Raw genomic sequence first — 24,715 nt, forward strand, 5'->3', positions numbered from 1 at the left:
GCGCTGTCGCGTTCACTTGAACTTCAGCCCGACCACGCGCACCAGCCCATCGGGCATCTGCCGGTAGCCGTCGAGCTTCTTGGTGTGCGCGATCAACAGTGTGCGGTGATAGATGTAGATGATCGGCAGGTCGTCGAGCAGGGTCTTGGTCAGCTTGGCGTAGATCGCCTTGCGTTCCTCGACGTTGGATGTCGCCCGTCCTTCTTCCAGCAGCTTGTCGGCCTCGGGGTTCGAATAGCCTCCGTCGTTCTGCGGCGCCTTGCTGCGCATGAAGATGTAGGAGTTGCCGTCGGGATCGATGCGGCCGCTCCAGTTGATCTGGAACACCTGGAATTCACCGGCCTGGGCCTGCTTGAAGGTGGTCGCGAATTCGACGGCGCGGATCTTGATGTCGAAGCCGGCTTCCGCGGCCATGGACTGCACGACCTGGGCGACGGCCTCGTACTCGGTACCCTTGGGGACCATGTAGTCGACAGTGACGGGGAGGCTGACGCCGGCTTCCTTCAGCAGCGCCTTGGCCTTGGCGATGTCGCGGCCCGGAATGGGAAACGCCTTCTGGTAATAGGGGTGCGTCGGGCTGACCCACTGATTGCCCGGCGTGAACTCGCCGTTGAACACGACCTGGTTGATGGCCTCGCGATCGATCGACAGGCTGAGCGCCTGGCGCACCTTCGCCGACTGGCTGAGCGGCCCCTTGGCCTTGTCGTTGCCGATGTTGATGGTCAGGCCCTGATAGCCGAGCTCGGGGGCCGTCGACAGCACCAGCTTGGGATCGGCGCGGACGTCCTTGATGTCGGTCGCGAGCACGCGTTCGATCAGGTCGAGCGCACCGGATTTCAGGTTCGCAAGCCGCACGGTCGAATCGATGATCGGCTGGAACACGACGCGGTCGATGTGAACGTTGTCCTTGTTCCAGTAGTCCGCGAACTTCTCGAACACCATCCGGTCCTGCTGGACGCGCTCGACGAACTTGTAGGGACCGGCGCAGACCGGATGCAGGCCGAACTTGTCGCCGGCTTCCTTGGCCGCCTTCGGCGAGACCATCATGCCGGAACGGTCGGTGAGCTGGGCGATCAGCGGCGAGTAGGGAGTCTTCAGCACCAGCTTGATGGTGAGGGGATCGACCACCTCGACGTGGTCGACGCTGGCGAGCTCCGACTTGCGGAACGAGGTCGGCAGCGTCATGTGGCGCTCGAGGGAGAACTTTGCAGCTTCCGCATCCAGCGGTTCGCCGTCGTGGAATTTGACCCCCGGCCGGAGCTTGATCGTCATCTCCTTGCCGTCGGCCGACGTCTCGTGGGACAGCGCGAGCTGCGGCACGATGTTGAGCTTCTCGTCGATGTCGAACAGCTTGTCGCAGAAGGCCGAGAACACGATGCGGCCGACATAGGTGCGGCCGATGCTGGGATCGAGAATATCGGGGTCTTCGGCGATCCCGATGCGAAGCGTGGTCTGGGCTTGGACTTGGCTTTGGGCCGTGCCCACGAGCGACGTCAGCAGGGCCGACGCCAGGATTGTCAAACGCATGAAGCTCATCGCTCTCAACCTCTGTTTTATGGCTGCCGGGTATCGTCCTTTACGAACTAACCCCGCCGCTGCGTGCTGCTTCCGGGCCGCCGCTGAAGGCGGCGACCAATTTTTCAAGAACCGGCGAGAAGCCGCCGTCCGTCGGGACGATCGCCGCCGAGGACGGCAGGTCCGACGTCCGGTGGCAGGCCGTTGCATGTCCGATGCCATCCGCCACGAGCTGAGGCATTTCGCTGCGGCAGCGGTCGACCACATAGGGGCAGCGGGTGTGGAAGCGGCATCCCGGCGGTGGATTGAGCGCGCTGGGAATCTCTCCCTGCAGCACAATCCGGCTGCGCTTTGCCCGCGGTTTGGGCACGGGGATCGCGGACAGCAGCGCGCGGCTATAGGGGTGGCGCGGCGCGGCGAACAGCGCGTCGGCCTCCGCGGTCTCGACGATCTGGCCGAGATTCATCACCGCGACGTGGTCGGCGATGTGCTTGACCACGGCGAGGTCGTGCGAGACGAAGATGTAGGCGAGGCCGAGCCGGTCCTGGAGCTCGCGGAGCAGGTTGAGAATCTGCGAGCGGATCGAGACGTCGAGCGCCGAGACCGGCTCGTCGCAGATGATGAGCTTCGGTTCGACCGCGAGCGCGCGGGCAATGGCGATGCGCTGGCGCTGGCCGCCGGAGAATTCATGCGGATAGCGCCGCTCGAGCCGCGGCTCGAGGCCGACCAGCCGCAGGATTTCCGCAACACGCTCGCGCCGCTGTGCGGGCGGCACCAGATCGTGCAGCGCCAGCGGCTCGGTCAGGATCTGGCCGACCGTCATGCGCGGATTGAGCGAGGCGTAGGGATCCTGGAAGATGATCTGCGCTTCGCTGCGGAATTTTCGGAGTGCGTCGGCATCCAGCGAGAGGAGATCGCGACCGTTGAAGCGCACTGTGCCCGCATCGGGCTCGATCAGCCGCAGAACGAGGCGGCTGACGGTGGACTTGCCGCAGCCGGATTCGCCGACCAGGGCCAGCGTCTTGCCGGCTTCCAGCGAGAAGGACACGCCATCAACGGCTTTGACATGGGCCAGCGCCCGGCCGAACAGCGAGCGCTCGGCGACGAAATGCTTGACCAGGCCTTCGACTTCGAGGAGCGCCATCACGAGACCAGGAGTTCGAGCGGCGCGCGGATGCAGCGCGAGAGGTGACCAACGCTGATTTCGACCAGCGGTGGCGGCGCCTCGGTGCAGGCATCCAGCACGAAGGGACAGCGGGCGGCGAAGCGGCAGCCGGCGGGCGGCTGCGCCATGTTCGGCACCATGCCTTCGATCGTCGCCAGCTGCTCGGCGCGGTGGTCGAGCCGCGGGATCGAGCCGAGCAGGCCAACCGTGTAAGGATGCTGTGGCGCGGAGAAAAGCTCATCCACCGGCGCGCGCTCCACGATCTCGCCGGCATACATCACCGCGACCTCGTCGCAGACCTCGGCGACGACGCCGAGATCGTGGGTGATCAGGATGATGGCGGCGCCGCTCGCGGCCTTCAGCTCGCGCATCAACTCCAGGATCTGCGCCTGCAGGGTGACGTCGAGCGCGGTGGTCGGCTCGTCCGCGATCAGGAGCCGCGGGTCACAGGCGAGCGCCATCGCGATCATCACGCGCTGGCGCATGCCGCCGGAGAGCTTGTGCGGGTATTCGTCGATGCGCCGCTCGGGCGAAGGGATGTGGACGCGGCGCAGGAGGTCGATCGCCCGCTCCCGCGCGCTCTTTCGTGAGCCGCCGCGGTGACGCAGGATCGTCTCGATGATCTGGTCGCCGATCGTAAAGCTCGGATTGAGCGAGGTCATCGGCTCCTGGAAGATCATCGCCAGCCGGTTGCCGCGCAGATCGCGCAACGTCTGGTCCGGGGTCTTCAGCAGGTCAAAGCCGTCGAAGCGGATCGCGCCTGATATTTCCGCGCTCTGCTTTGGCAGCAGCCCCATGATCGCCAGCGACGTCACGCTCTTGCCGCAGCCGGATTCGCCGACGAGGCCGAGCGTGGCGCCATTGGCGACGCTGAGGTCGACGCTGTCGACGGCGTGGGTGATGCGGCCGTCGTCGCCGTGGAAGCGGATGCGCAGGTCCTTGATCTCGATGAGAGGACTTGCGCTCATGCTTGTCTTGCCCGTGCCGCTGCGATGCTGGCGTCGATGACGCTGCGATCGGTGTTGCCGGCCGGGTTCTGCCGCGTCGGCATGGACGGGCGGAAGTGAACCCAGAGCTCGTGGCTGACGCGCTCGAGCCGTTCGAGCTCGCCGAGCGGATCGGGATGGTCGTCGGCGCGAATGTCCAGCGCCGGCCATTCCTCTTCGCCGTGGATCAGCAGCGCAGCCGATTGCTTGCCGCGCTTGTCGCCGCCGGCGGCTTCGCCTGCGCGCATCGCCGCAAGCAGGCGGCGCGGGAAGGGCAGGCTGTCATTGGCGATGTAGGTCTTCGCGGTCTCGTCGAGCACGTCGGCGCCGGCGAGCATGTTTCCGGCGATCGAGAAGCCGCTGCCCGCAATGTGGCCGCACCAGTCGATGCAGTCACGCCCGGTATGCGCCGCGATTTCGCCGCTGGCGTCCATGATGTGGACCTGGCGGCTCTCGCGGCCGTCGTCTGTCGCGAGCAGCGCGGCGAGCACGTCGTGGACGTTGAGGCCTTCACGCAGCAGCTTGACGCCGTCGATGCCGTAATAGGGATTGACGAAGGCCTGCGTCGCGATGGCGCCGAGGCCGGCCGCGATATAGGGCACGCGCGCGCCGACGGCGAAGAAGCGGGTCGCAACCGCGATGCCGAACTGGCCGGTGGCAGGGTCTCGCGCGATGATCGACCAGGTCATGTGCTGCCTTCAGCGTCCCGCGGCGTAGCCCTGCATGCCGCGCGGATTGGCGGCGGCGCGGCGGCGTACCCCGACGCGCGAGGCCGCGGTGAGGCGGCCTTCCGACCAGTCGGGGCCGACCTCGACGATATGCCCACGCTCGCGCAGGTTTTCGATCGTCGCCTTCGGCACGCGGTTCTCGACCACGAGCACGCCGGGGCGCGCGGTGCGCGGCCAGAACGAGATCGGGAAGTGCTCGGAATGCCAGGCCGGCGCGTCGATCGCCTCCTGGAGATTGAGATTGCAATGGACGTGGCGCAGGAAGAATTGCGTGATCCACTGGTCCTGCTGATCGCCGCCGGGCGAACCCCAGGCGAGGTAGGGCTCGCCGTCGCGCAGCGCCATGGTCGGCGACAGCGTCGTGCGCGGCCGCTTGCCCGGCGCGAGCGAGCCCGGTTGGTTCTCCTCCAAATCGAACATTTGTGCGCGGCTGCCGAGGCAGAAGCCCAGCTCGGGAATGACAGGCGAGGATTGCAGCCAGCCCCCTGAAGGCGTCGAGGACACCATGTTGCCGGCCTTGTCGATGATGTCGAAATGCACGGTGTCGCCGCGCACCTCGCCGAAGCGCCCGACGGTTGGTTCACCGGCGCCGAGTGCGCCAACGGCCTCGCGTTGGCCCTCAGCGCGGCGCAGCTTGACAACGCCGCCGAAGCCCTCGACCGCGCCGGGCCGGAGATCGAGCGAAGCCTTCTCGGTGACCAGCTTGCGGCGCTCGTCGTTATAGGCATCCGACAGCAGCGTCGCGATCGGGATCTCGCTGAATTTGGGATCGCCGTAGAATTTTTCGCGGTCGGCGAAGGCGAGCTTGGCGCATTCGATCTGGAGATGGATGAACTCGGGCCCGGTCGGGTCGAGCCCGTCGAGCGCAAAGCCCTTCAGCAGCGCGAGCTGCTGCAGCGTCACCGGGCCCTGGCTCCAGACGCCGGCCTTGCAGACGGTACAGCGGCCGTAGTCGTAGGTCAGTGGCGCCTCGACGGTCGGCTGCCAGCGCGCCATGTCGTCGGCCGAGAGCACGCCGCGATGCGGCGATCCGCTGACGTCCATCACCTCTTGCGTGCGGCAGAACTTGTCGATCGCTTCGGCGACGAAGCCTTGCGACCAGGCCTTGCGCGCACGCTCGATCTCGGCATCGCGGCCTCCGCCGCCGCTCTCGGCTTCGTTCAGGATCCGGGTGTAGGTGGCCGCCAGCGTCTTGTTGGTGAACAGCGTGCCGGGCTTTGGCACCTCGCCGTTTGGCAAATAGACCGCGGCCGAGGTCGGCCAGTGCTTGCGGAACAGCTGCTCGACGGTCTGGATGGTGGCACAGGCGCGCTCGACCAGCGGATAGCCGTCGCGGGCGTAGGCGATCGCGGGTTCCAGCACGTCGCGCACGCGCATGGTGCCGTAATCGCGCAGCAGCATCATCCAGGATTCGAAGGTCCCGGGAACACAGGCCGCGAGCAGGCCGGTGCCCGGCACCATGTCGAGACCTTCGCTCTTGTAATGCGCGATGGTCGCACGCGCCGGCGCAGGGCCCTGGCCGCAGATCACCTCGGTGCGGCCGCGCTTGACGTCGTGGACGATGATTGGCACGTCGCCGCCGGGGCCGTTCAGATGCGGCTCGACGACCTGAAGCGTGAAGGCAGTCGCAACGCCGGCATCGAAGGCATTGCCGCCCTTTTCCAAAATGCCCATGCCCACGGCCGTCGCGATCCAGTGCGTGGTGGCGACGACGCCGAACGTGCCCTCGATCTCGGGACGCGTCGTGAAGGGATCGGGATTGACGTTGCTGGCCATCGGACTTTCGCTACCTTATTTGCGGCGCGCGCAATTGATCACAGCCGATGCCGTGCCGCCAATGCGCAGGCTGCATGGCACGCGCGCGTCACGCCGGGACCGGCGCGGTGTTGACTGCGTGGCAGGCGACGCCGTCGATCAGTTCCGGCGTTTCCTTGCGGCAGAGATCGAACGCCAGCGGGCAGCGCGGATTGAAGGCGCAGCCGGGCGGTGGATTGATCGGGTTCGGGATCTCGCCCTTGACCGGAATGCGCTGGCGGCCGCTCATCGCGAGATCCGGCACGGCGCCCAGCAGCATCTTGGTGTAGGGCATGCGCGGGCGGGAAAACAGCTCGCGTCCCTCCGCGATCTCGACGATGCGGCCGAGATACATCACGCCGACGCGGCTCGCCATGTGGCGGACCACGGCGAGGTTGTGGCTGATGAACATGTAGGTCAGGCCGAACTTGTCCTGGAGGTCACGCATCAGATTGAGGATCTGCGCCTGCACGGACACGTCGAGCGCGGAGGTCGGCTCGTCGCAGACGATGAATTCGGCGTCGGATGCGAGCGCGCGCGCGATCGCGATACGCTGGCGCTGGCCGCCGGAGAATTCGTGCGGAAATTTCAGACGGTCGTCGGGATGCAGGCCGACGAGGCTGAGCAGCTCGCCGACGCGCGCCTGGATGTCGCGCTCGCCCTGGATCAGGTCGAAGGCGCGGATCGGCTCGGAGATGATGGCATCGACGCGGAAGCGCGGGTTCAGGCTCGCATAGGGGTCCTGGAAGATCATCTGGATGCGGCGGCGCAGCTTTCGCCGCGCGAGGGCCTGCCTGGGATCGCCCATCGAGACGCCGTCGATCAGCACGTCGCCGGAGCTCGGCGGCAGCAGGCCGACCACCATCCGCGCGACCGTGGTCTTGCCCGAGCCGGATTCGCCGACCAGCGCAAAGGTCTCGCCCTTCCTGATGTCGAAGGTGACGCCATCGACGGCCTTGAGGTATTCGAGATGGCCGCCTTCGAGCACGCGGTTGAGCCATGGCTTCGAGACGTCGAACACGCGGCGCAGATTGGTGGCCTGGACGAAAGGCGTGCTCATGCCGCGCTCTCCGCCGGCACGGTGTCATAGAGATGGCAGGCGACCGATTGCGCGCCGCGCGGCAGCGGCTCCGGTCGCTCGACACGGCAACGGTCGAAGGCGAAGGCGCAGCGCGGATTGAACGAGCAGCCGCGTGGAATCGCCGACAGGCGCGGCATCGAGCCGGGAATCTGCACCAGGCGCTTGTCCTCGCCGGCAAGCGTAGGGATCGCGCCCATCAAGCCCTTGGCATAGGGATGCAGCGGGTTCTTCACGACGTCCTGCACCGGGCCGATCTCGGCGACGCGCCCGGCATACATCACCGCGACTCGGTCGGAGGTCTCGGCGATCACGCCCATGTCGTGGGTCACCAGCATCACGGCGGTGCCGTGGTCGCGGCCGAGGCGCTTGATCAGCGAGATGATCTGGGCCTGCACGGAGACGTCGAGCGCCGTGGTCGGCTCGTCCGCGATGATCAGCTCGGGCTCGGCGCAGATTGCGAGCGCAATCACCACGCGCTGGCGCATGCCGCCGGAGAATTCGTGCGGATAGCCGTCGATGCGCTTTTCCGGTGCGGGGATGCCGACCTCGGCGAGCAGGTCGATGGCGCGGCGGCGCGCAGCAGATTCAGACAGATTGAGGTGGGTGCGGATCGTCTCGACGATCTGGTCGCCGACCTTGTACAGCGGATTGAGCGATGTCAGGGGATCCTGGAAGATCATCCCGATGCGCTTGCCCCTGATACGGCGCATCTCCTCGGGCGGCAGGTCGTCGATACGCGTGCCCGCGAGGCGAATCTCGCCGCCGGAGATGCGACCGGGCGGATCGATCAGGCCGATGACCGCAAGGCCGGTGACGGATTTGCCGGCGCCGGATTCGCCGACCACCCCGAGCACCTCGCCCTTGGCGATGTCGAAGGAGACGTCGTTGATGGCGCGCAGCGTGCCGCGGCGGGAGGCGAACTCGACCTGAAGGTTACGCACGGAGAGAACGGGTTCGGTCATGGGCGAGGCGTACTCATCGAAGCTTTGGGTTGAGCGCGTCGCGCAGCCAGTCGCCGAGCAGGTTGATCGACAGGATCAGCGCGGCCAGCGCGAGCCCAGGGAAGGCGACGATCCACCATTCGCCGGCGAACAGATAATTGTTGCCGATCCGGATCAGCGTGCCGAGCGAGGGCATGGTGTCGGGCAGGCCGACGCCGAGGAAGGACAGCGTCGCCTCGGTGATGATGGCGAGCGCGAGGTTGATCGTGGCGATAACCAGGATCGGGCCCATCGTGTTCGGCAGCACGTGCCGCAGCATGATCTTCGGCGCGGGCAGGCCGATGAGCTGCGCGGCGGCGACGTAGTCCTTGTTCTTCTCGACCATCACCGAGCCGCGAACGGTCCGCGCATAGCCGACCCAGAAGCTCAGGCCGATCGAGATCACCAGCACGAATAGCATGCTGGTGGCGTCCAGCCGGTTGCCGAGGATCGATTTCGCGATGCCGTTGACCAGCAGCGCGATCAGGATGGCGGGGAAGGTGAGCTGCACGTCGGCGATCCGCATGATGACGCCGTCGACGGCGCCACCGAAATAGCCGGCGATCAGGCCGAGCGCGATGCCGAGTGCGCCGGCGAAGATCACGCCGGCGACGCCCACGGCGAGCGAGATGCGCATGCCGTAGAGGATGGCGGAGAACACGTCGCGCCCTTGCTCGTCGGTGCCGAGCAGGAACGGGCTCTGGCCATCGGCGGTCCAGAGCGGTGAGATCCGCGAATTGATCAATTGGAGCTGTGCCGGATCGAACGGGTTCTGCACCGCAAGCACGGATGCAAAGATCGCGAGCAGGAAGAACAGGACTGTGATGGCGGCCGCAACCATGGTGAGCTTGGAGCGGCGGAACGAATAGAAGACGTCGCTGTCGAGCGCGCGGCTGAGCCAGCTGCGGGCGTGGGGCGGCTGCGTGCTCTGCCGATCGGAATTGGAGACGACTGCGTCGGACATGCAGGCTGCCTTACGTGGCGCGGCCGACCGTCGCGCGCAGGCGCGGATCGACCACGGTGTAGAGGATGTCGACCACCAGGTTGATGGTGACGAAAATCAGCGAGACCATCAGCAGGTAGGCGGCCATGATCGGGATATCGACGTTTTGCACGGCCTGGACGAACAGAAGTCCCATGCCCGGCCATTGGAACACGGTTTCGGTGATGATCGAAAATGCAATAACCGAGCCAAACTGCAGTCCGGCCACCGTGATCACGGGAATGAGGGTGTTCTTCAGCGCGTGGCCGAAATGGATCGCGCGCGTGGTCAGCCCCCGCGCGCGGGCGAAGCGGATATAGTCGGTCCGCAGCACTTCCAGCATCTCCGCGCGCACCAGCCGCATGATCAGGGTCATCTGGAACAGGCCGAGCGTGATCGAGGGCATGATCAGCGCCTTCAGGCCCGACAGCGTCAGCAGGCCCGTCGTCCACCAGCCGAGCTTCACCACTTCGCCGCGGCCGAACGAGGGCAGCCAGCCCAGCGTCACGGCGAACAGATAGATCAGCAGGATGCCGATCAGGAAGGTCGGCAGCGAAATGCCGATCAACGAGACTGCCTGGAATAATTTGGCAAGCACGGTGTCGCGCTTGAGCGCGGAATAGACGCCCATCAGGATGCCGAACACCATTGCGAACACGGTCGCGCAGATCGCAAGTTCCAGTGTCGCGGGCATGCGCTCCATCAACAGTGCCGCGACCGGCTGGCGGAACTGGTAGGAGACGCCGAACTTGAACTGCGCGGCGTCGGCGAAATAGCGCACGAATTGCACCGGCACGGGATCGTCGAGGCCGAGCGACTTGCGCACGACCGCGCGTTCGGCCGCCGAGGTGTCGATCGAGACGATCTGGTTGACGGGGTCGCCGGCGAAACGGAACATCGAGAACGCGATGATGCCGACGGCGAACATGACGCCGATGGCCTGAACGGCGCGGCGAAGCGTGAAAGCGAGCATGCCTTCCACTTTCCTTAGGTGTGCGTACGGCCGACGTCCTTGTCAGCCGGAAAAGGAAAGGTCCCGGAAGCCTGACGCTGCCGGGACCTCGTGTTCAAATAACGCTATTCCTTCTTGGTCGCCCAGTGGAACATGACGAGATTGTCGGCGCGCTGCGGCAGGTTGACCTTCTTCGAGACGCCCCAGGCGAGAGCCTGCTGGTGCAGCGGGATGTAGGACCAGTCCTTGATGCCGATCTCGTAGGCCTCCTTGATCAGCTGGTTGCGTTTCTCGGTGTCGGTTTCGACCAGCACCTTGTCGGTGATGGTGTCGAACTCCTTGTTGCAGTAGCCGCCGAGATTGGCCTCGCCTCGCGAGGATTTCGCATCGTCGCGGCAGCCCATGATGTCGTAGAGCACGTTGTGGGAGTCCATCGTGCTCGGGGTCCAGCCCAGCAGGTAGAACGAGGTCTGGTAGCCGCCCTGCTTGAGCACCTTGGCGAAGTACTGCGCCTTCGGCTGCGCCAGGAGATTGATCTTGACGCCGATGCGGGCAAGCATGCCGACCACAGCTTGACAGATCGCGGCATCGTTGACGTAGCGGTCGTTCGGGCAGTCCATGGTGACCTCGAAGCCGTCGGGGTAGCCGGCTTCGGTCAGCAGCTTCTTGGCTCCATCAGGATCGAATTTCGGCCGCGTGAAGCTCTTGGACAGTGCGAACAACTCCGGCGCGATCATCAGGGCCGAGGGCGTCGACAGCCCGCGCATGACGCGCGTCTTGATCAGCTCGATGTCGATCGCCTTGTAGAAGGCCTCGCGGACGCGGGCGTCCTTGAACGGATTCTTGCCCTTGACGTTGGAGTAGAGCAGCTCATCGCGCATCTGGTCGAAGCCGATGAAGATGGTGCGCAGCTCCGGCCCCTTCAGTACCTGGGCGTTCGGGCTGGAATCGACGCGGGAGATGTCCTGGATCGGAACCGGCTCGATGACGTCGACCTCGCCCGAGAGCAGGGCCGCGACGCGGGTGGCGTCGGAGGAGATCGGGGTGAAGATGATCTCCTTCAGATTGCCTTCGACCTTGCCCCAGTAATTGGGATTGGCCTTGAACACCGTCTTCACGCCGGGCTGATGGCTCTCGATGGTGAAGGGACCGGTGCCGTTCTCATGGAGCGAGGCGTAGCTCGGCGTGGTCGCCGCCACCGGCGTCGGATCGACGACGTTGTTCTCCTCGGCCCATTTCTTGTCCATGATGTACCAGACATCCCACGAGTTATGCAGGATGGGATTGGGCGAGGGCAGGACGAAATCGACGGTGTAGTCGTCGACCTTGACGACCTTGACGTCGGGCGCAAGGCGGGTCTGCATGTTCGACCCCTTCTTGCGGACGCGATCGGCCGAGAACACCACGTCGTCGGCGGTGAAGGGATCGCCGTTGTGGAACTTCACGCCCTTGCGCAAATGGAAGCGCCAGCGGGTCGGCTCTGGAGTTTCCCAGCTTTCCGCCAGTGCCGGGATGATCTTGAGATCCTTGTCGCGCGCGGTGAGGCCTTGATAGACGTGCCCGAGATGGGCGTGGGTGGTGCTCTCGTTGAGCGTATAGGGATCGAGCGACTTCAGATCACCCTGGTTGGCATAACGTAGCGTCTGGCTCGACGCCGGCGAGACCGCCAACGCAAGCGTACCGGCGAGCGTCGCCGCAAACAGACTTCGACCGACTGACATTCTTGACCCTCTCCACACCGCCGCGCCGGTGATTTTTGATTGTTCGGCGAGGCTGACTGATCCATGTTGCCCAGAGTTCACGACCCGTGCAAGCGCCATTCCAGCAAGGAACGCGCCAAGTTGCACCGCTGTGCAGCAATGCTGCCCGGCAATCTAGGGGAGGCCGGCGCGCGGACGACATTCGACTTTCGACCTGTGAAGTCTCCGGAGGAAGGGAGATTGGCTCTGCCGGCCTTCTGCGTTTCAGCCGTCCGCCGCGGTCGCGGCCGGGCGATTTGATTGACCATACCCGTCGATTGCAGAAGCCGGTCCTAGCGGCTTCCCCTCAGGTCGCTTGCGTTGCACACTGTGTCGCGGTGATACTGCCAGCAGGCCGCTCGAATCTCATCCGGAGGGGACATGAAGGTTAATATCGAAATCGACTGCACCCCCCTTGAAGCCCGCCAGTTCTTCGGCTTGCCCGACGTGGCGCCGATGCAGACGGCCGTGATGGACAAGCTGCAGCAGCAGGTCCTCAGCAATATCGAGAAGGTCTCGCCGGAATCGCTGATCCAGAGCTGGTTCACTTTCGATCCCAAGATCGCCGAGCGGTTTCAGGACATGTTCGTCACCATGGCCGGTCTCGGCAGCCCGCGCAGCAGCGACAAGAAGAAATAGTGCAGTCCGGGCGGGACGGGGCGCAGGATCCAGGCCGGCTTCGTCCGCCGGGTCTCGGCCTGCTGCTGGCCGAAGCCCGTGGACTGTTCGAGTTCAATGCGAGCCTGTTGCTCTCGCCGCTCCTGATGCGTGCGCCCAAAGGCGACGGCCATCCGGTGCTGGCACTGCCGGGCTTTCTCGCCAGCGACCTCTCGATGGTGCCGCTGCGGCGCTATCTCAGCGAGCTCGGCTATGAAGCTCATGCCTGGCGGATGGGCCGCAATCTCGGCGGGCTGGAACGGATGCGGGATTCGCTGCGTGCGCGTCTCGCCGAAATCCATGCCGCGACCGGGCGCAAGGTCAGCCTGGTCGGATGGAGCCTCGGCGGCGTCTATGCCCGTGATCTCGCGCTCTGCGCGCCCGACATGGTCCGCTATGTCATTACGCTCGGCAGCCCGTTTGCCAACGACGTGCGGGCGACCAACGCCACGCGGCTCTACGAGGCGCTGTCCGGCGAGCGGGTCGAGGATTTCGCGGAGGCGCGCGAAGCGATCGCCGGCGACCTGCCGGTGCCGGCGACGTCGATCTATTCGCGCGCCGACGGTGTCGTGAACTGGCGGACCTGCCTGCTCCGTCCCTCCGACCGTGCCGAGAACATCGAGGTGCACCTGGCGAGCCATATCGGGCTCGGCGTGAACCCCGCGGTGCTGTGGGCCGTGGCGGACCGCCTGGCGCAACCGGAGGGAGAGTTCTGGCCATTTGACCGGGCCGGGCCCTTTGCCATTGCATATGCCCCTCCGGAGCGGGCAGTATCGGCCTGACGAGAAGCGCCGCCAAGGCGCCCGTCGAATATCGGGAGGGAACCATGGCTGACGGGAAGAAACTGTCGTCGCTGGACGCGTCGTTTCTCTATCTGGAAACACCTGAGATGCCGATGCATGTCGGCAGCATGGCGATCTTCCGCCTGCCCGACGATTACAAGGGCGACTTCTTCGAAGACTTCAAGGCGATGATCGTCTCGCGCCTGCACATCGCGCCGATCCTGAAGGCGCGGCTGGAGAAGGCGCCGCTCGACATCGACCATCCCTCCTGGGTCGAGGACGATCAGTTCGACATCGACCGCCACATCTTCCGCGCCAGCCTGCCGCAGCCCCGCGACCGCGCCACGCTCGAGCGCATCGTCGGCTGGATGCATGCCAAGCTGCTCAATCGCGCCCGTCCGCTCTGGGAATTCTACGTCTTCGAGGGCATGAAGGACAACGAGGTCGGGCTCTATTCCAAGATGCACCACGCCGCGATCGACGGCGGCGCCGGTGCGGCGCTGACCAACATGATCTACGACATCTCGCCGATCCCGCGGAAGGTCGATCCGCCGACGGCCGGAGCCAAGCCCGGACAGGAGCCGCGCGACATCGCCGCGAACCTGCTCGATTCCTATCAGCAGCTGTTCAGCCAGCCGCTCGATGCCTCGGCGGCGGCGAAGAACCTGCAATTGCCGCGCACCGGCAAGAGCGATATCGGCTCGATCCTGTTCGACAACGCCATGTACCAGATCGAGAGCGCCGTTCGTTTCGCCGGCAACATCCCGACCGTGCTCAAGAGCGTGTCCGACGTGCTCGGCAAGGTCGCCGATCCCAAATCGCGCGAGAGCCTCGCCAGCATGGTGTCGCCGCCGACCATGCTCAACAAGACGATCTCGTCGGAGCGGAGCTTTGCCGGCGTGTCGATTTCGCTGTCGCGGGCCAAGGCGTTGGCCAAGCAGGCCGGCGGCAAGCTCAATGACGTCGTGCTGGCGCTCGCCTCCGGCGTGGTCCGCCGCTACCTCCAGCAATATGGCACGCTGCCGGCGAAATCCTTGACCGCGGCGGTCCCGATCTCGCTGCGCGAGGAGGGCAACACCGAGGCCAACAACCAGGTGTTCGGCATGATCTGCGCGATCGCGACCAACATCGAGGATCCCAAGGCGCGGCTGGAAGCCATCATCGCGCAATCGACCAAGTCCAAGGAGATGTCGCATCCGCTGCGCGCGCTGATGCCGCAGGTCTCCAACATCTCGATGCTGGGCGCGCCGATCATGGTGCAGATCCTGGCGCTGCTCTATAGCCGCTCCAACCTGTCGGACGTGCTGCCGCCGGCCGCGAACATCACGGTGTCCAACGTACCGGGGCCGCGGCAGACGCTCTACGCCGCTGGCGCCGAGCTGCTGCACATCTTCCCGGTGTCGATTTCGACGCACGGGCAGGCGCTCAACATCACCGTGCAGAGCTATCGCGACCAGCTCGATTTCGGCTTCATCGTCGGCGCCAACATCATTCCGCACGTGCAGGTGATGTGCGACATGCTGCCCGAGGAGTTCGCCGCGCTGGAGGCGGCCTATGCGCCGCCGGCAGCCGACGTCAAGGGCGCTGCTGAGTAGGAAATTCGCCATGATTGAAATGCCGCCGCTCAAGTTCGCGCAGACGAACGGAATCCGCATGGGCTATTACGAGGCGGGCCCGGCCGATGACAAGCCGCCGGTCGTGCTGTGCCACGGCTGGCCCGAGCTCGCCTTCTCCTGGCGTCACCAGATCAAGGTCCTGAGCGAGGCCGGCATCCGCGTGATCGCGCCGGACCAGCGCGGCTATGGCGCGACCGACCGGCCCGAGCCGATTGAAGCCTATGACATGGAGCATTTGACCGGCGACCTCGTCGGTCTGCTCGATCACCTCAACATCGACAAGGCGATCTTCGTCGGCCACGACTGGGGCGGCTTCGTGGTCTGGCAGATGCCGCTGCGGCACCCCACGCGCGTCGCCGGCGTCGTCGGCGTCAACACGCCGCACTGGGATCGCGCGCCGATCGACCCGATCGCGCTGTTCCGCCAGCGCTTCGGCGACCAGATGTACATCGTCCAGTTCCAGGATCCCGCGCGCGAGCCGGACAAGATTTTCGGCAGCCGCGTCGAGCAGACGTTTGATGCCTTCATGCGTAAGCCCGCCGCGCGCCCTCCGGGTGCGCCCGAGGAGCAGCCGATCGCCGGCATTGGTGCTTCGCCCCGCATCAACCTGGCGTTCCCGCAGATGATCGCGAATTACGACGCCAGACATGATCCGCGCACGCCGATCCTGTCGGCGGAGGAGAAGAAGGTGTTCGTCGACACCTTCACGAAGACCGGCTTCACCGGCGGCATCAACTGGTATCGCAACTTCACGCGCAATTGGGAGCGCGCGAAGGGGCTGGATCATCACATCCGCGTGCCGTCCTTGATGATCATGGCCGAGAACGACGCGGTGCTGCCGCCCTCGGCGGCCGACGGCATGGAAAAGCTGATCGCCGACCTCGAGAAGTATCTGGTGAAGGACAGCGGTCATTGGACGCAGCAGGAGAAGCCGGAAGAGGTCAGCGCCAAGCTGATCGAATGGCGTAGAAGGCGGTTTGGCTAGCTCGTCATTGCGAGCGAAGCGAAGCAATCCAGAAATGCATCCGCAGAGACGGTCTGGATTGCTTCGTTGCTTCGCTCCTCGCAATGACGACGTTGAAGACCGAGGCAGGGGGAAGCGCATTTAATGTCGTCATCCAAGAACCGTCTGGACCCGATCCCGCAGCCGCCGACCAAGCCGGTGGTCGGCAACATGCTGTCGCTGGACTCGGCGGCGCCCGTGCAGCACCTGACGCGGCTCGCGAAGGAGCTCGGTCCGATCTTCTGGCTCGACATGATGGGCTCGCCGATCGTCATCGTCTCCGGCCACGATCTCGTCGACGAGCTCTCCGACGAGAAGCGTTTCGACAAGACGGTGCGCGGCGCGCTGCGGCGCGTGCGTGCGGTCGGCGGCGACGGCCTGTTCACGGCCGACACCCGTGAGCCGAACTGGAGCAAGGCGCACAACATCCTGCTCCAGCCCTTTGGCAACCGCGCCATGCAGTCCTATCATCCGAGCATGGTCGACATCGCCGAGCAGCTCGTCCAGAAATGGGAGCGGCTCAACGCCGACGACGAGATCGACGTCGTCCATGACATGACGGCGTTGACGCTGGATACGATCGGCCTGTGCGGCTTCGAGTACCGATTCAACTCGTTCTACCGGCGCGATTACCATCCCTTCGTCGAGTCGCTGGTGCGCTCGCTCGAAACCATCATGATGACGCGCGGCCTGCCGCTCGAGCAGCTCTGGATGCAGAAGCGGCGCAAGACGCTCGCCGAAGACGTTGCCTTCATGAACAGGATGGTCGACGAGATCATCGCCGAGCGCCGCAAGAGCACCGAAGGAATCGACGACAAGAAGGACATGCTCGCGGCCATGATGACCGGCGTCGATCGCTCGACCGGCGAGCAGCTCGACGACATCAACATCCGCTACCAGATCAACACGTTCCTCATCGCGGGGCACGAGACCACCAGCGGCCTGTTGTCCTACACGCTGTATGCGCTGCTGAAGCACCCCGAGATTCTCAAGAAGGCCTATGACGAGGTCGACCGCATCTTCGGTCCTGATATCAACGCGAAGCCGACCTATCAGCAGGTGACGCAGCTCACCTACATCACGCAGATCCTGAAGGAGGCGCTGCGGCTGTGGCCGCCGGCGCCGGCCTATGGCATCTCGCCGCTGCAGGACGAGACCATCGGCAGCGGCAGGTACAAGCTCAGGAAGGGCACGTTCGTCACCATCCTGGTGACGGCGCTGCATCGCGATCCCAGCGTGTGGGGTCCCAATCCCGACGCCTTCGATCCCGAGAACTTCAGCCGCGAGGCGGAGGCCAAGCGGCCGATCAATGCCTGGAAGCCGTTCGGCAACGGCCAGCGCGCCTGCATCGGCCGCGGCTTCGCCATGCACGAGGCGGCGCTCGCGCTCGGCATGATCCTGCAGCGCTTCAAGCTGATCGACCACCAGCGCTACCAGATGCACCTGAAGGAAACCCTGACGATGAAGCCGGAGGGCTTCAAGATCAAGGTGCGTCCGCGCGCCGACCGCGAGCGCGGCGCCTATGGCGGGCCTGTCGCGGTTGCGCCCTCGGCGCCGAAGACGCCGCGCCAGCCCACGACGCGCCCGGGCCACAACACGCCGATGCTGGTGCTCTACGGCTCCAATCTCGGCACCGCGGAGGAACTCGCAACGCGCATGGCGGACCTCGCCGAGATCAACGGCTTTGCCGTGCATCTCGGCCCGCTCGACGAATACGTCGGCAAGCTGCCGCAGGAGGGCGGCGTGCTGATCATCTGCGCCTCCTATAACGGCGCGCCGCCCGACAATGCGACGCAGTTCGTCAAATGGCTCGGCGAGGATCTGCCGAAGGATGCGTTCGCCGGCGTGCGCTACGCCGTGTTCGGCTGCGGCAACAGCGACTGGGCCGCGACCTACCAGTCGGTACCGCGCTATATCGACGAGCAATTGTCGGCGCATGGTGCGCGCGCGGTCTATCCGCGCGGCGAGGGCGATGCGCGCAGCGATCTCGATGGCCAGTTCCAGAAATGGTTCCCGGCGGCGGCCCAGGTCGCGACCAAGGAATTCGGCATCGACTGGAATTTCACCCGCACGGCGGAGGACGACCCGCTCTATGCGATCGAGCCGGTCGCGGTGACGGCCGTCAACACCATCGTCGCCCAGGGCGGCGCGGTGGCGATGAAGGTGCTCGTCAACGACGAACTCCAGAACAAGAGCGGCTCCAATCCCTCGGAGCGTTCGACGCGCCATATCGAGGTGCAGCTGCCGTCCAACATCACCTACCGCGTCGGGGATCACTTGAGCGTCGTCCCGCGTAACGATCCGACGCTTGTGGACTCAGTCGCTCGCCGCTTCGGCTTCCTGCCGGCCGACCAGATCAGGCTTCAGGTCGCCGAGGGCCGCCGTGCGCAATTGCCGGTCGGCGAGGCCGTGTCGGTCGGCCGCCTGCTCAGCGAGTTCGTCGAGCTGCAGCAGGTCGCGACCCGCAAGCAGATTCAGATCATGGCCGATCACACCCGCTGCCCGGTGACCAAGCCGAAGCTGCTGGGCTTTGTCGGCGAGGAGCCTGAAACGCTCGAGCGTTACCGCACCGAGATCCTGGCGAGGCGCAAGTCGGTGTTCGACCTGCTGCTGGAATATCCCGCCTGCGAATTGCCGTTCCACGCGTACCTGGAGATGCTCTCGCTGCTGGCGCCGCGCTATTACTCGATCTCGTCCTCGCCATCGGTCGACCCGGCGCTGTGCAGTGTCACGGTCGGAGTGGTCGAAGGGCCGGCAGCCTCGGGACGCGGTGTCTACAAAGGCATCTGCTCGAACTATCTCGCCAATCGCCGCGCGGGCGATACCATCTACGCCACCGTGCGGGAGACCAAGGCTGGCTTCCGGCTGCCGGATGATCCGTCCGTGCCGATCATCATGATCGGCCCGGGTACGGGGCTTGCACCGTTCCGCGGCTTCCTCCAGGAGCGCGCGGCGCGCAAGGCGAAAGGGACCACGCTCGGCCCGGCCATGCTGTTCTTCGGCTGTCGCCATCCCGATCAGGATTTTCTCTATGCGGACGAGCTGAAAGCGCTGGCGGCGGCTGGCATCACCGAGCTCTTCACCGCATTCTCGCGGGCGGATGGGCCGAAGACCTATGTGCAGCACGTGCTCGCCGCGCAGAAGGACAAGATCTGGCCGCTGATCGAGCGGGGCGCGATCATCTATGTCTGCGGCGATGGTGGAAAAATGGAGCCCGACGTGAAGGCCGCGCTCGTCGCGATCCATGGCGAGAAGAGCGGCAGCGATGCCACCACCGGCGCCCGGTGGATCGAGGAGATGGGCGCGAAGAACCGCTATGTGCTCGACGTCTGGGCGGGTGGGTGATTGTTCGTCCGATCGTGCTAAAGCATTCCCATGATTCCCTGGGAAAAGATCGACACCGCCAAAATCCCCGGCTCCGACGAAGAGCTCCGCCTGATGCGGCGGGGCAAGGAGTTTTCGATCAAGCTCGGCACCAACGAGCTGATGAACAGCCGCCTGTCGGGTTCGGAGGCCGCGCTGGCAACGCTCGCGGCAAAGCAGATCGAGAAGGTCGCAAGGCCAGTCGTCCTGATCGGCGGCCTCGGCATGGGCTTTACGCTGCGGGCGGCGCTGGCCGTGCTCGGAGATAAGGCCAAGATCATGGTCTCCGAGCTCGTGCCATCGGTCGTCGCCTGGGCGCGAGGGCCGATGGCAGAGGTCTTCGGCGACAGCCTCGATGATGTCAGGGTCAGCATCCGGGAGACCGACGTCGGCGAAATCATCCGCGCGCAGCGGTCGGCCTTCGATGCCATTTTGCTCGATGTCGACAATGGGCCGGAGGGACTGACACGCAAGGGCAATGATGCGCTCTATAATGCGAGCGGGTTGGCGGCCGCCAAGACGGCGCTGCGACCGGGAGGCGTGCTCGCCGTCTGGTCGTCGGGACCCAATCCGGCATTCACCAGGCGCCTTCGGAACGCCGGCTTCGATGTGAACGAAGTCAACGTCCGCGCCACCGGAAGAGGCGGCGGCGCGCGTCACGTGATCTGGATGGCGAGGAAGCGCTAGGTAGTTTCTTTGTGCTGTGCCGAGCCCCCTATCCACGATGTCGGAATCGTAGGGTGGGCAAAGCGACCTGTCCGCCGTAGCTCGAAGAGCGAAGGCGGAAGCGTGCCCACCATCTTTGTCCTCGATGCGGATGGATGGTTGGCACGGCGCGCGAAAAGCGCGCGCCTTTGCCCAGCCTACGTAGTTATGCCTGCGAGCTAGAACATCGTGTTGCCGTTGGCCGGATTTTCAGGAATCTCCTGAACGACGTCCCAGTGTTCGACGATCTTGCCGTTTTCCAGCTTGAAGATATCGACGATAGCGCGGCCCCTGGTGCCGGGCTCGCGAACGGAGTGGACGTGCAGGATGACGTAGTCGCCGTCCACGAAGCTGCGCTTGATCTCGCTGTGCGAGTTCGGAAATTTTTCACGCAGGAATCCGATGAACTTCCGGAAGCCGTCCGGGCCGTCGGCGGCGTTCGGATTGTGCTGCACATAGCGGTTGCCGATATAGGCGATGGCTGCATCCGCATCCTTCTGGTTGAGGCCCTTTTCGTAGAAGGCAAGCACGGCGGTGCGATTGGCTTCTTCCTCCGCGCTGCCGGCCATCGCGGCGCCGTTGCCGAGAGATAGCATGAGAATGGAAGCGGCGATCATTGCCGCCGATCGGACGATGGAATGCATGTGAGCTCCGAGAGGCCGCGGCCTCTGTTGTGATCGAGGGAGGCCTCTATAGCTTTCGCGCCGGCTTCCGTTAAGACAGTCACCGGCAGCTCACATGGTCACCGCGGAGAGACCGCCCGCGAGTCTACGCCGCCCGCGCGGCCGCGCCATGCGCGTGCTTGTCGATGGCGCCGATGATCTCGGGCCAGAAGCGCATCGGCAGCGCGTGGCCCATGCCCGGGATCATCAACAGCTTGGCGTTCGGAATTGACGCCGCCGTGTCCTTGCCGCCTTCGGGATGGACCAGCGGATCGACGGTGCCGTGAATGACGAGCGTCGGCGTCGTCACGGCGTGCAGCCGCTCCTTGCGGCTGCCGGAGGCAAGCACGGCGCGAAGCTGGCGGCCGACGCCGGCCGGATTGAGCCCGCGCGCGAACACGCGCTCGGCGCGGCCGGGGTCGAGCGCTTCCTCTTCCGGAAACGACCCGGCGCGCAGCACCTTCCAGGTCTGGCCGAAGCGGACCATGAACTCATCCTTGCTGCGCGGCGGCGGCGCCATCAGCATCGCCGCGGCCTCGCGTGTCGGCGGCGGTATGCGCGGATTGCCCGTGGTCGACATGATCGAGGTCAGCGAGCGCACGCGCTGCGGAAACGACAGCGTCACCTCCTGCGCGATCATGCCGCCCATGGATGCGCCGACGAGATGCGCCGACTTGATACCGAGCGCATCCATCAGGCCGACCGTATCCCTGGCCATGTCGATCAGCTTGTAGGTCGCGGCCACGGGAATCCGGAGGAAGCGCAGCTTCAGCAGCTCGAACGGCGTCAGGCGCTTGCCGCCGGTGAGATGGCTCGACTTGCCGATGTCGCGATTGTCGAAGCGGATCACGCGGAAGCCGTGCGTGGCGAGCTGTTCGCAGAACGCATCGTCCCAATGGATCATCTGCGCGCCGAGCCCCATGATCAGCAGCAGCGGCTCGGCATTGTCGTTCCCGAAGATCTCGTAACAGATGTCGATGCCGTTGGCGCGGACGGTCTGGGGCGGCTGATGAGCGGTCACGGGTCCCTCCTGCTGATCGCTGCTGTATCGCACGGTTTGCCGCCGCAAAGAAGCGCATGCGCGACGACGCGTCCGCCGCTTGCCGGTTGACCGGCCCCGCGCAACGGTGTGGTATGGCGGAAAAGAAGGGCATCGCAGCTCTCGATACCAGGAGGACGCCGATGACCGACAAGACCGATGATCCGGTCGCCATGTGGCAGAAGATGATGGGTGAGATGGAGAAGGGGTTCAACTCCTTCGCCAACCAGGCCATGTCGTCGCCAGAGTTTTCTCAAGCGATGAATCGGGCTGGCGGCGTTGCTGCAGGTGCTCAGAAGCAGCTTGGCGAGCTCATGGAGAAATATCTCGTTGCGATAAATCTGCCGAGCCGCGAGCAGGTGACGGGGCTTGCGGAACGGCTGCAGTCCGTCGAGGCTCAGCTCAGCGAGATGAAATCGATGCTGAGCCAGATTGCGGCAAGTTCCGGAATCTCGCAAAGCCTCGATGCTGCGCCGCGGCCGCCGCGCACCAAGCGTCCGCCCTCCGAAAACGGAGGACAGACATGAACGCGCCGGCGGGACTTGATTTCGCATCCATCCCGGAACGCATCCAGTCCGAGGTGCAGCGCGCCATCCAGCGCAGCATCAAGGGCGTCGAATACTTTTCGACCTCCGGTCCAACGCTCGGCTCGACGCCGAAGGACGTGCTGCATTCGCGCGGCACGATGAGTCTCTATCACTACCGGCCGATGTCGGACGAGATCTACCGCGTGCCGGTGCTGATCGTGATGGCGACCACCAACCGCGGCTACATCCTCGACCTCGTGCCCGGCCAGAGCTTCATCGAGTTCCTCTTGAGGCGCGGCTACGACGTCTACATGCTCGACTGGAGCGCCCCGCGGCCGGAGGAGAAGAGCCTGCGCATGGAGGACTATGTCCTCGACTTCATCCCGGATTGCGTCCGCCGCGTGCAGGCCGATTCCGGCGAGCGGGACGTCTCCGTCATCGGCTATTGCTTCGGCGGCGTGCTGTCGCTGCTCTACGGCTCGATCCACAAGGATGGGCCGATGAAGAACCTGATCTGCTTCACCACGCCGATTGATTTTCGCGAGATGAAGCTGTTCTCGAATTTCTCCGACCGCCGCTATTTCGACGTCGACCACCTCGTCGACAGTGTCGGCAACGTGCCGCCGGAGATGATCCTGTCCTCGTTCGAGATGCTGCGGCCGGCCTCGCGCACGGTGAGCCAGATCCAGCTCTGGGAAAACATCTGGAACGACGAGTTCGTCAAATCGTATCGCATGTTCGACCGCTGGGCGACCGACACGCTGCCGCTCGCGGGCGAGTATTTCCGCGCCATCACCAAGGACCTGATGTGGGACAACAAGCTGTTCAACGACACCATGTCGGTCGGCGGCCGTGCGGCGAAGCTCGAGGACATCAAGGTGCCGATCCTGCACGCTGTCGCCGAGCACGACCACATCGTCCCCTATGACGCCGCAAAGCACCTGATCGCGAAGATCGGCTCGGCGGACAAGGAAGAGGTGATGCTGAAGGGCGGGCATGTCTCGCTGGTCGCCGGCGCCAACGCGGTGAAGCGGCTGTGGCCGAAACTGGATTCCTGGCTGGGGAAGAGATCGACATGAGCGAGCAGCGTTCCTATCCGCGCCACGTCAAGACCGACGCCGGCGATATCGAGATCCGCCTGATGTCACCCGCGGACGAAGCCGCCGTGCTGGCCTTCGGCAAGGGCCTGCCGACCCACGATTTGTTGTTCCTGCCGCGCAACATCAGCGAGCCCAAGGTGCTCTCCGCCTGGGTCAAGGAGATCGAGCGCGGCGCGATCACGAGCCTGCTCGCGGTCATGGATGGCAAGGTCGTCGGCTGCGGCACCTTGGTGCGCGATCCCCACTCCTGGTCACCCCATGTCGGTGAGATCCGCATGGTCATCTCACAGGACGTGCGCGGCAAGGGAGTGGGCAAGGCGCTGTCGCAGGAGACCTTCGCCCTCGCGCTTGGCGCGGGCCTGGAAAAGCTCTCGGTCCAGATGACCGTTGATCAGCAGGCGGCGATTGCGCTGTTCGAGAGCCTCGGCTTCAAGGCCGAAGCCCTGCTGCGGGATCATGTCCGGGACGTCGACGGCAAGACCCACGACATCGTCGTGCTCGGCCACAACATCGCGCAGGTCCAGGCGCAGATGGAGGCCTATGGGCTGCCAGGCGCCGTCCAGCACTGAAGCGGCCGCTCAGTATTAGGTCCAAATCGAGCCGATCACCGGGGCGCTGGCTAGGGAGGCATCAGAATGCCTCTCGTTAAGGCTGTTCACGATTTCGTGATATCGCAGTGCAATACGAATATTGCATCGCACAATTAACCGTGCCATATAGGTCGTGCCCCGGGCCAATGCGGACGGGGTGAGCCCATAGCTCAGACCAATGAGGATGGAGAGAACCCCATGACCACTGAAACCAACACCGCTTTCGAGGGCTTCAAGGACGCTTTCAAGAACATCCAGAACCTGGAAGTTCCCGAGGCCGCCCGCGAATTCGTCAAGAAGACTGCCAACACCGCCAAGGACCGTGCTGCCGAGGTGTTCGCTGGCTCCGAGCGTGTGACCGCCGCCGTCGAGAACGCGGTGACCGAGTCCGTCACTGAAGCCGGCAAGATCAGCCGCAACATCCAGCAGGCGATCTACGAGGACGCCGAGGCGTTCTTCTCGGGCATCGACAAGCTCGCGTCCGCCAAGTCGGTCAGCGAAGCCGTCGAGATCCAGTCGAGCCTGCTCCGCGCCCGCGGCGAAGTGTTCGTCTCGCGCGCCAAGGCGACCGCCGACTATTTCGGCAAGCTGGCCGCCAACGGTGCGAAGTCCGCTCAGGACAACTTTGCCAAGGTCTACAACAAGACCGCCTGATCTGGCGCTTGAGTAGAAACTGAATTTGAGGCCCGCTTCGGCGGGCCTTTTGTTTTTTGCGCTGCCGTCATCGCGAGCTGGATTGCTTCGCTTCG

22 protein-coding genes are annotated in these 24,715 nt (G+C 64.9%); 10 read left to right on the forward strand and 12 right to left on the reverse strand.

The window, feature by feature from the left end; all coding sequences use genetic code 11:
- Positions 1–12 precede the first annotated feature (12 nt).
- The 10 genes from JQ603_RS26280 to JQ603_RS26325 form a co-directional block, all read right to left on the reverse strand.
- Complete coding sequence (locus tag JQ603_RS26280; protein WP_212343575.1) at positions 13–1,536, reverse strand: ABC transporter substrate-binding protein; 1,524 nt, start codon at positions 1,534–1,536, stop codon at positions 13–15.
- Between the two features lie 40 nt (positions 1,537–1,576).
- Positions 1,577–2,659 carry an ABC transporter ATP-binding protein gene (locus tag JQ603_RS26285; RefSeq protein ID WP_212343576.1) on the reverse strand — a complete coding sequence of 361 codons (1,083 nt, stop codon included), beginning with the start codon at positions 2,657–2,659 and terminating at the stop codon, positions 1,577–1,579.
- A complete protein-coding gene (locus JQ603_RS26290; protein WP_212343577.1) occupies positions 2,659–3,648 on the reverse strand; it encodes an ABC transporter ATP-binding protein in 990 nt (329 codons plus the stop codon). The genes JQ603_RS26285 and JQ603_RS26290 overlap by 1 nt, the downstream gene beginning before the upstream one ends.
- Positions 3,645–4,355, reverse strand: coding sequence for a DUF1028 domain-containing protein (locus JQ603_RS26295; RefSeq protein ID WP_212343578.1), 711 nt, complete (start codon positions 4,353–4,355; stop codon positions 3,645–3,647). Before JQ603_RS26295 ends, JQ603_RS26290 begins: the two co-directional genes overlap by 4 nt.
- Positions 4,356–4,364: 9 nt before the next feature.
- Entirely contained in the window at positions 4,365–6,170 is a 1,806-nt protein-coding gene (locus tag JQ603_RS26300) for a gamma-glutamyltransferase family protein (RefSeq protein WP_212343579.1), read from the reverse strand.
- Positions 6,171–6,258: 88 nt separating this feature from the next.
- Positions 6,259–7,248, reverse strand: coding sequence for an ABC transporter ATP-binding protein (locus JQ603_RS26305; RefSeq protein ID WP_212343580.1), 990 nt, complete (start codon positions 7,246–7,248; stop codon positions 6,259–6,261).
- Positions 7,245–8,231: an ABC transporter ATP-binding protein gene (locus JQ603_RS26310; protein WP_212343581.1), complete on the reverse strand. Its 987-nt coding sequence runs from the start codon at positions 8,229–8,231 to the stop codon at positions 7,245–7,247. The genes JQ603_RS26305 and JQ603_RS26310 overlap by 4 nt, the downstream gene beginning before the upstream one ends.
- 13 nt (positions 8,232–8,244) lie before the next feature.
- The gene (locus tag JQ603_RS26315) at positions 8,245–9,213 is read right to left on the reverse strand and encodes an ABC transporter permease (protein ID WP_212343582.1); all 969 of its coding nucleotides are present in this window, start codon (positions 9,211–9,213) and stop codon (positions 8,245–8,247) included.
- A gap of 10 nt (positions 9,214–9,223) precedes the next feature.
- Positions 9,224–10,204 (reverse strand): ABC transporter permease, encoded by a 981-nt coding sequence (locus JQ603_RS26320; protein ID WP_212343583.1) that lies wholly within the window; start codon positions 10,202–10,204, stop codon positions 9,224–9,226.
- A 104-nt stretch (positions 10,205–10,308) separates the two neighbouring features.
- A complete protein-coding gene (locus JQ603_RS26325) occupies positions 10,309–11,904 on the reverse strand; it encodes an ABC transporter substrate-binding protein (protein ID WP_212343584.1) in 1,596 nt (531 codons plus the stop codon).
- Positions 11,905–12,303: 399 nt separating this feature from the next.
- On the opposite strand from JQ603_RS26325, the gene JQ603_RS26330 reads away from it, so the two are divergent.
- From JQ603_RS26330 to JQ603_RS26355, 6 genes are all read left to right on the forward strand, one after another.
- A complete protein-coding gene (locus JQ603_RS26330; RefSeq protein WP_018648137.1) occupies positions 12,304–12,561 on the forward strand; it encodes a DUF6489 family protein in 258 nt (85 codons plus the stop codon).
- A complete protein-coding gene (locus tag JQ603_RS26335; RefSeq protein ID WP_212343585.1) occupies positions 12,561–13,361 on the forward strand; it encodes an esterase/lipase family protein in 801 nt (266 codons plus the stop codon). The genes JQ603_RS26330 and JQ603_RS26335 overlap by 1 nt, the downstream gene beginning before the upstream one ends.
- Before the next feature lie 44 nt (positions 13,362–13,405).
- Complete coding sequence (locus tag JQ603_RS26340) at positions 13,406–14,956, forward strand: WS/DGAT/MGAT family O-acyltransferase (RefSeq protein ID WP_212343586.1); 1,551 nt, start codon at positions 13,406–13,408, stop codon at positions 14,954–14,956.
- A 10-nt stretch (positions 14,957–14,966) separates the two neighbouring features.
- Positions 14,967–15,962 carry an alpha/beta fold hydrolase gene (locus JQ603_RS26345; RefSeq protein WP_212343587.1) on the forward strand — a complete coding sequence of 332 codons (996 nt, stop codon included), beginning with the start codon at positions 14,967–14,969 and terminating at the stop codon, positions 15,960–15,962.
- A gap of 123 nt (positions 15,963–16,085) precedes the next feature.
- Positions 16,086–19,325 carry a bifunctional cytochrome P450/NADPH--P450 reductase gene (locus tag JQ603_RS26350; RefSeq protein WP_212343588.1) on the forward strand — a complete coding sequence of 1,080 codons (3,240 nt, stop codon included), beginning with the start codon at positions 16,086–16,088 and terminating at the stop codon, positions 19,323–19,325.
- 30 nt (positions 19,326–19,355) lie between these two features.
- On the forward strand, positions 19,356–20,030 hold the full coding sequence (locus JQ603_RS26355) for a spermidine synthase (RefSeq protein ID WP_212343589.1): 675 nt from the start codon (positions 19,356–19,358) through the stop codon (positions 20,028–20,030).
- 197 nt (positions 20,031–20,227) lie between these two features.
- Here the strand turns inward: JQ603_RS26355 and JQ603_RS26360 are convergent, their stop codons facing one another.
- Positions 20,228–20,692, reverse strand: coding sequence for a nuclear transport factor 2 family protein (locus JQ603_RS26360; protein WP_212343590.1), 465 nt, complete (start codon positions 20,690–20,692; stop codon positions 20,228–20,230).
- A 124-nt stretch (positions 20,693–20,816) separates the two neighbouring features.
- Entirely contained in the window at positions 20,817–21,731 is a 915-nt protein-coding gene (locus JQ603_RS26365; protein WP_212343591.1) for an alpha/beta fold hydrolase, read from the reverse strand.
- A 161-nt stretch (positions 21,732–21,892) separates the two neighbouring features.
- On the opposite strand from JQ603_RS26365, the gene JQ603_RS26370 reads away from it, so the two are divergent.
- The 4 genes from JQ603_RS26370 (at position 21,893) to JQ603_RS26385 (ending at position 24,620) form a co-directional block, all read left to right on the forward strand.
- Entirely contained in the window at positions 21,893–22,276 is a 384-nt protein-coding gene (locus tag JQ603_RS26370) for a hypothetical protein (RefSeq protein ID WP_212343592.1), read from the forward strand.
- Complete coding sequence (locus JQ603_RS26375; protein ID WP_212343593.1) at positions 22,273–23,355, forward strand: PHA/PHB synthase family protein; 1,083 nt, start codon at positions 22,273–22,275, stop codon at positions 23,353–23,355. The genes JQ603_RS26370 and JQ603_RS26375 overlap by 4 nt, the downstream gene beginning before the upstream one ends.
- Complete coding sequence (locus JQ603_RS26380; RefSeq protein WP_212343594.1) at positions 23,352–23,945, forward strand: GNAT family N-acetyltransferase; 594 nt, start codon at positions 23,352–23,354, stop codon at positions 23,943–23,945. Before JQ603_RS26375 ends, JQ603_RS26380 begins: the two co-directional genes overlap by 4 nt.
- Before the next feature lie 219 nt (positions 23,946–24,164).
- Positions 24,165–24,620, forward strand: a complete 456-nt coding sequence (locus JQ603_RS26385; RefSeq protein WP_212343595.1) for a phasin — start codon at positions 24,165–24,167, stop codon at positions 24,618–24,620.
- The last annotated feature ends 95 nt before the right edge of the window (positions 24,621–24,715 follow it).

Source organism: Bradyrhizobium liaoningense, from assembly GCF_018130825.1.
GTDB classification, from domain to species: Bacteria; Pseudomonadota; Alphaproteobacteria; order Rhizobiales; family Xanthobacteraceae; genus Bradyrhizobium; species Bradyrhizobium liaoningense_B.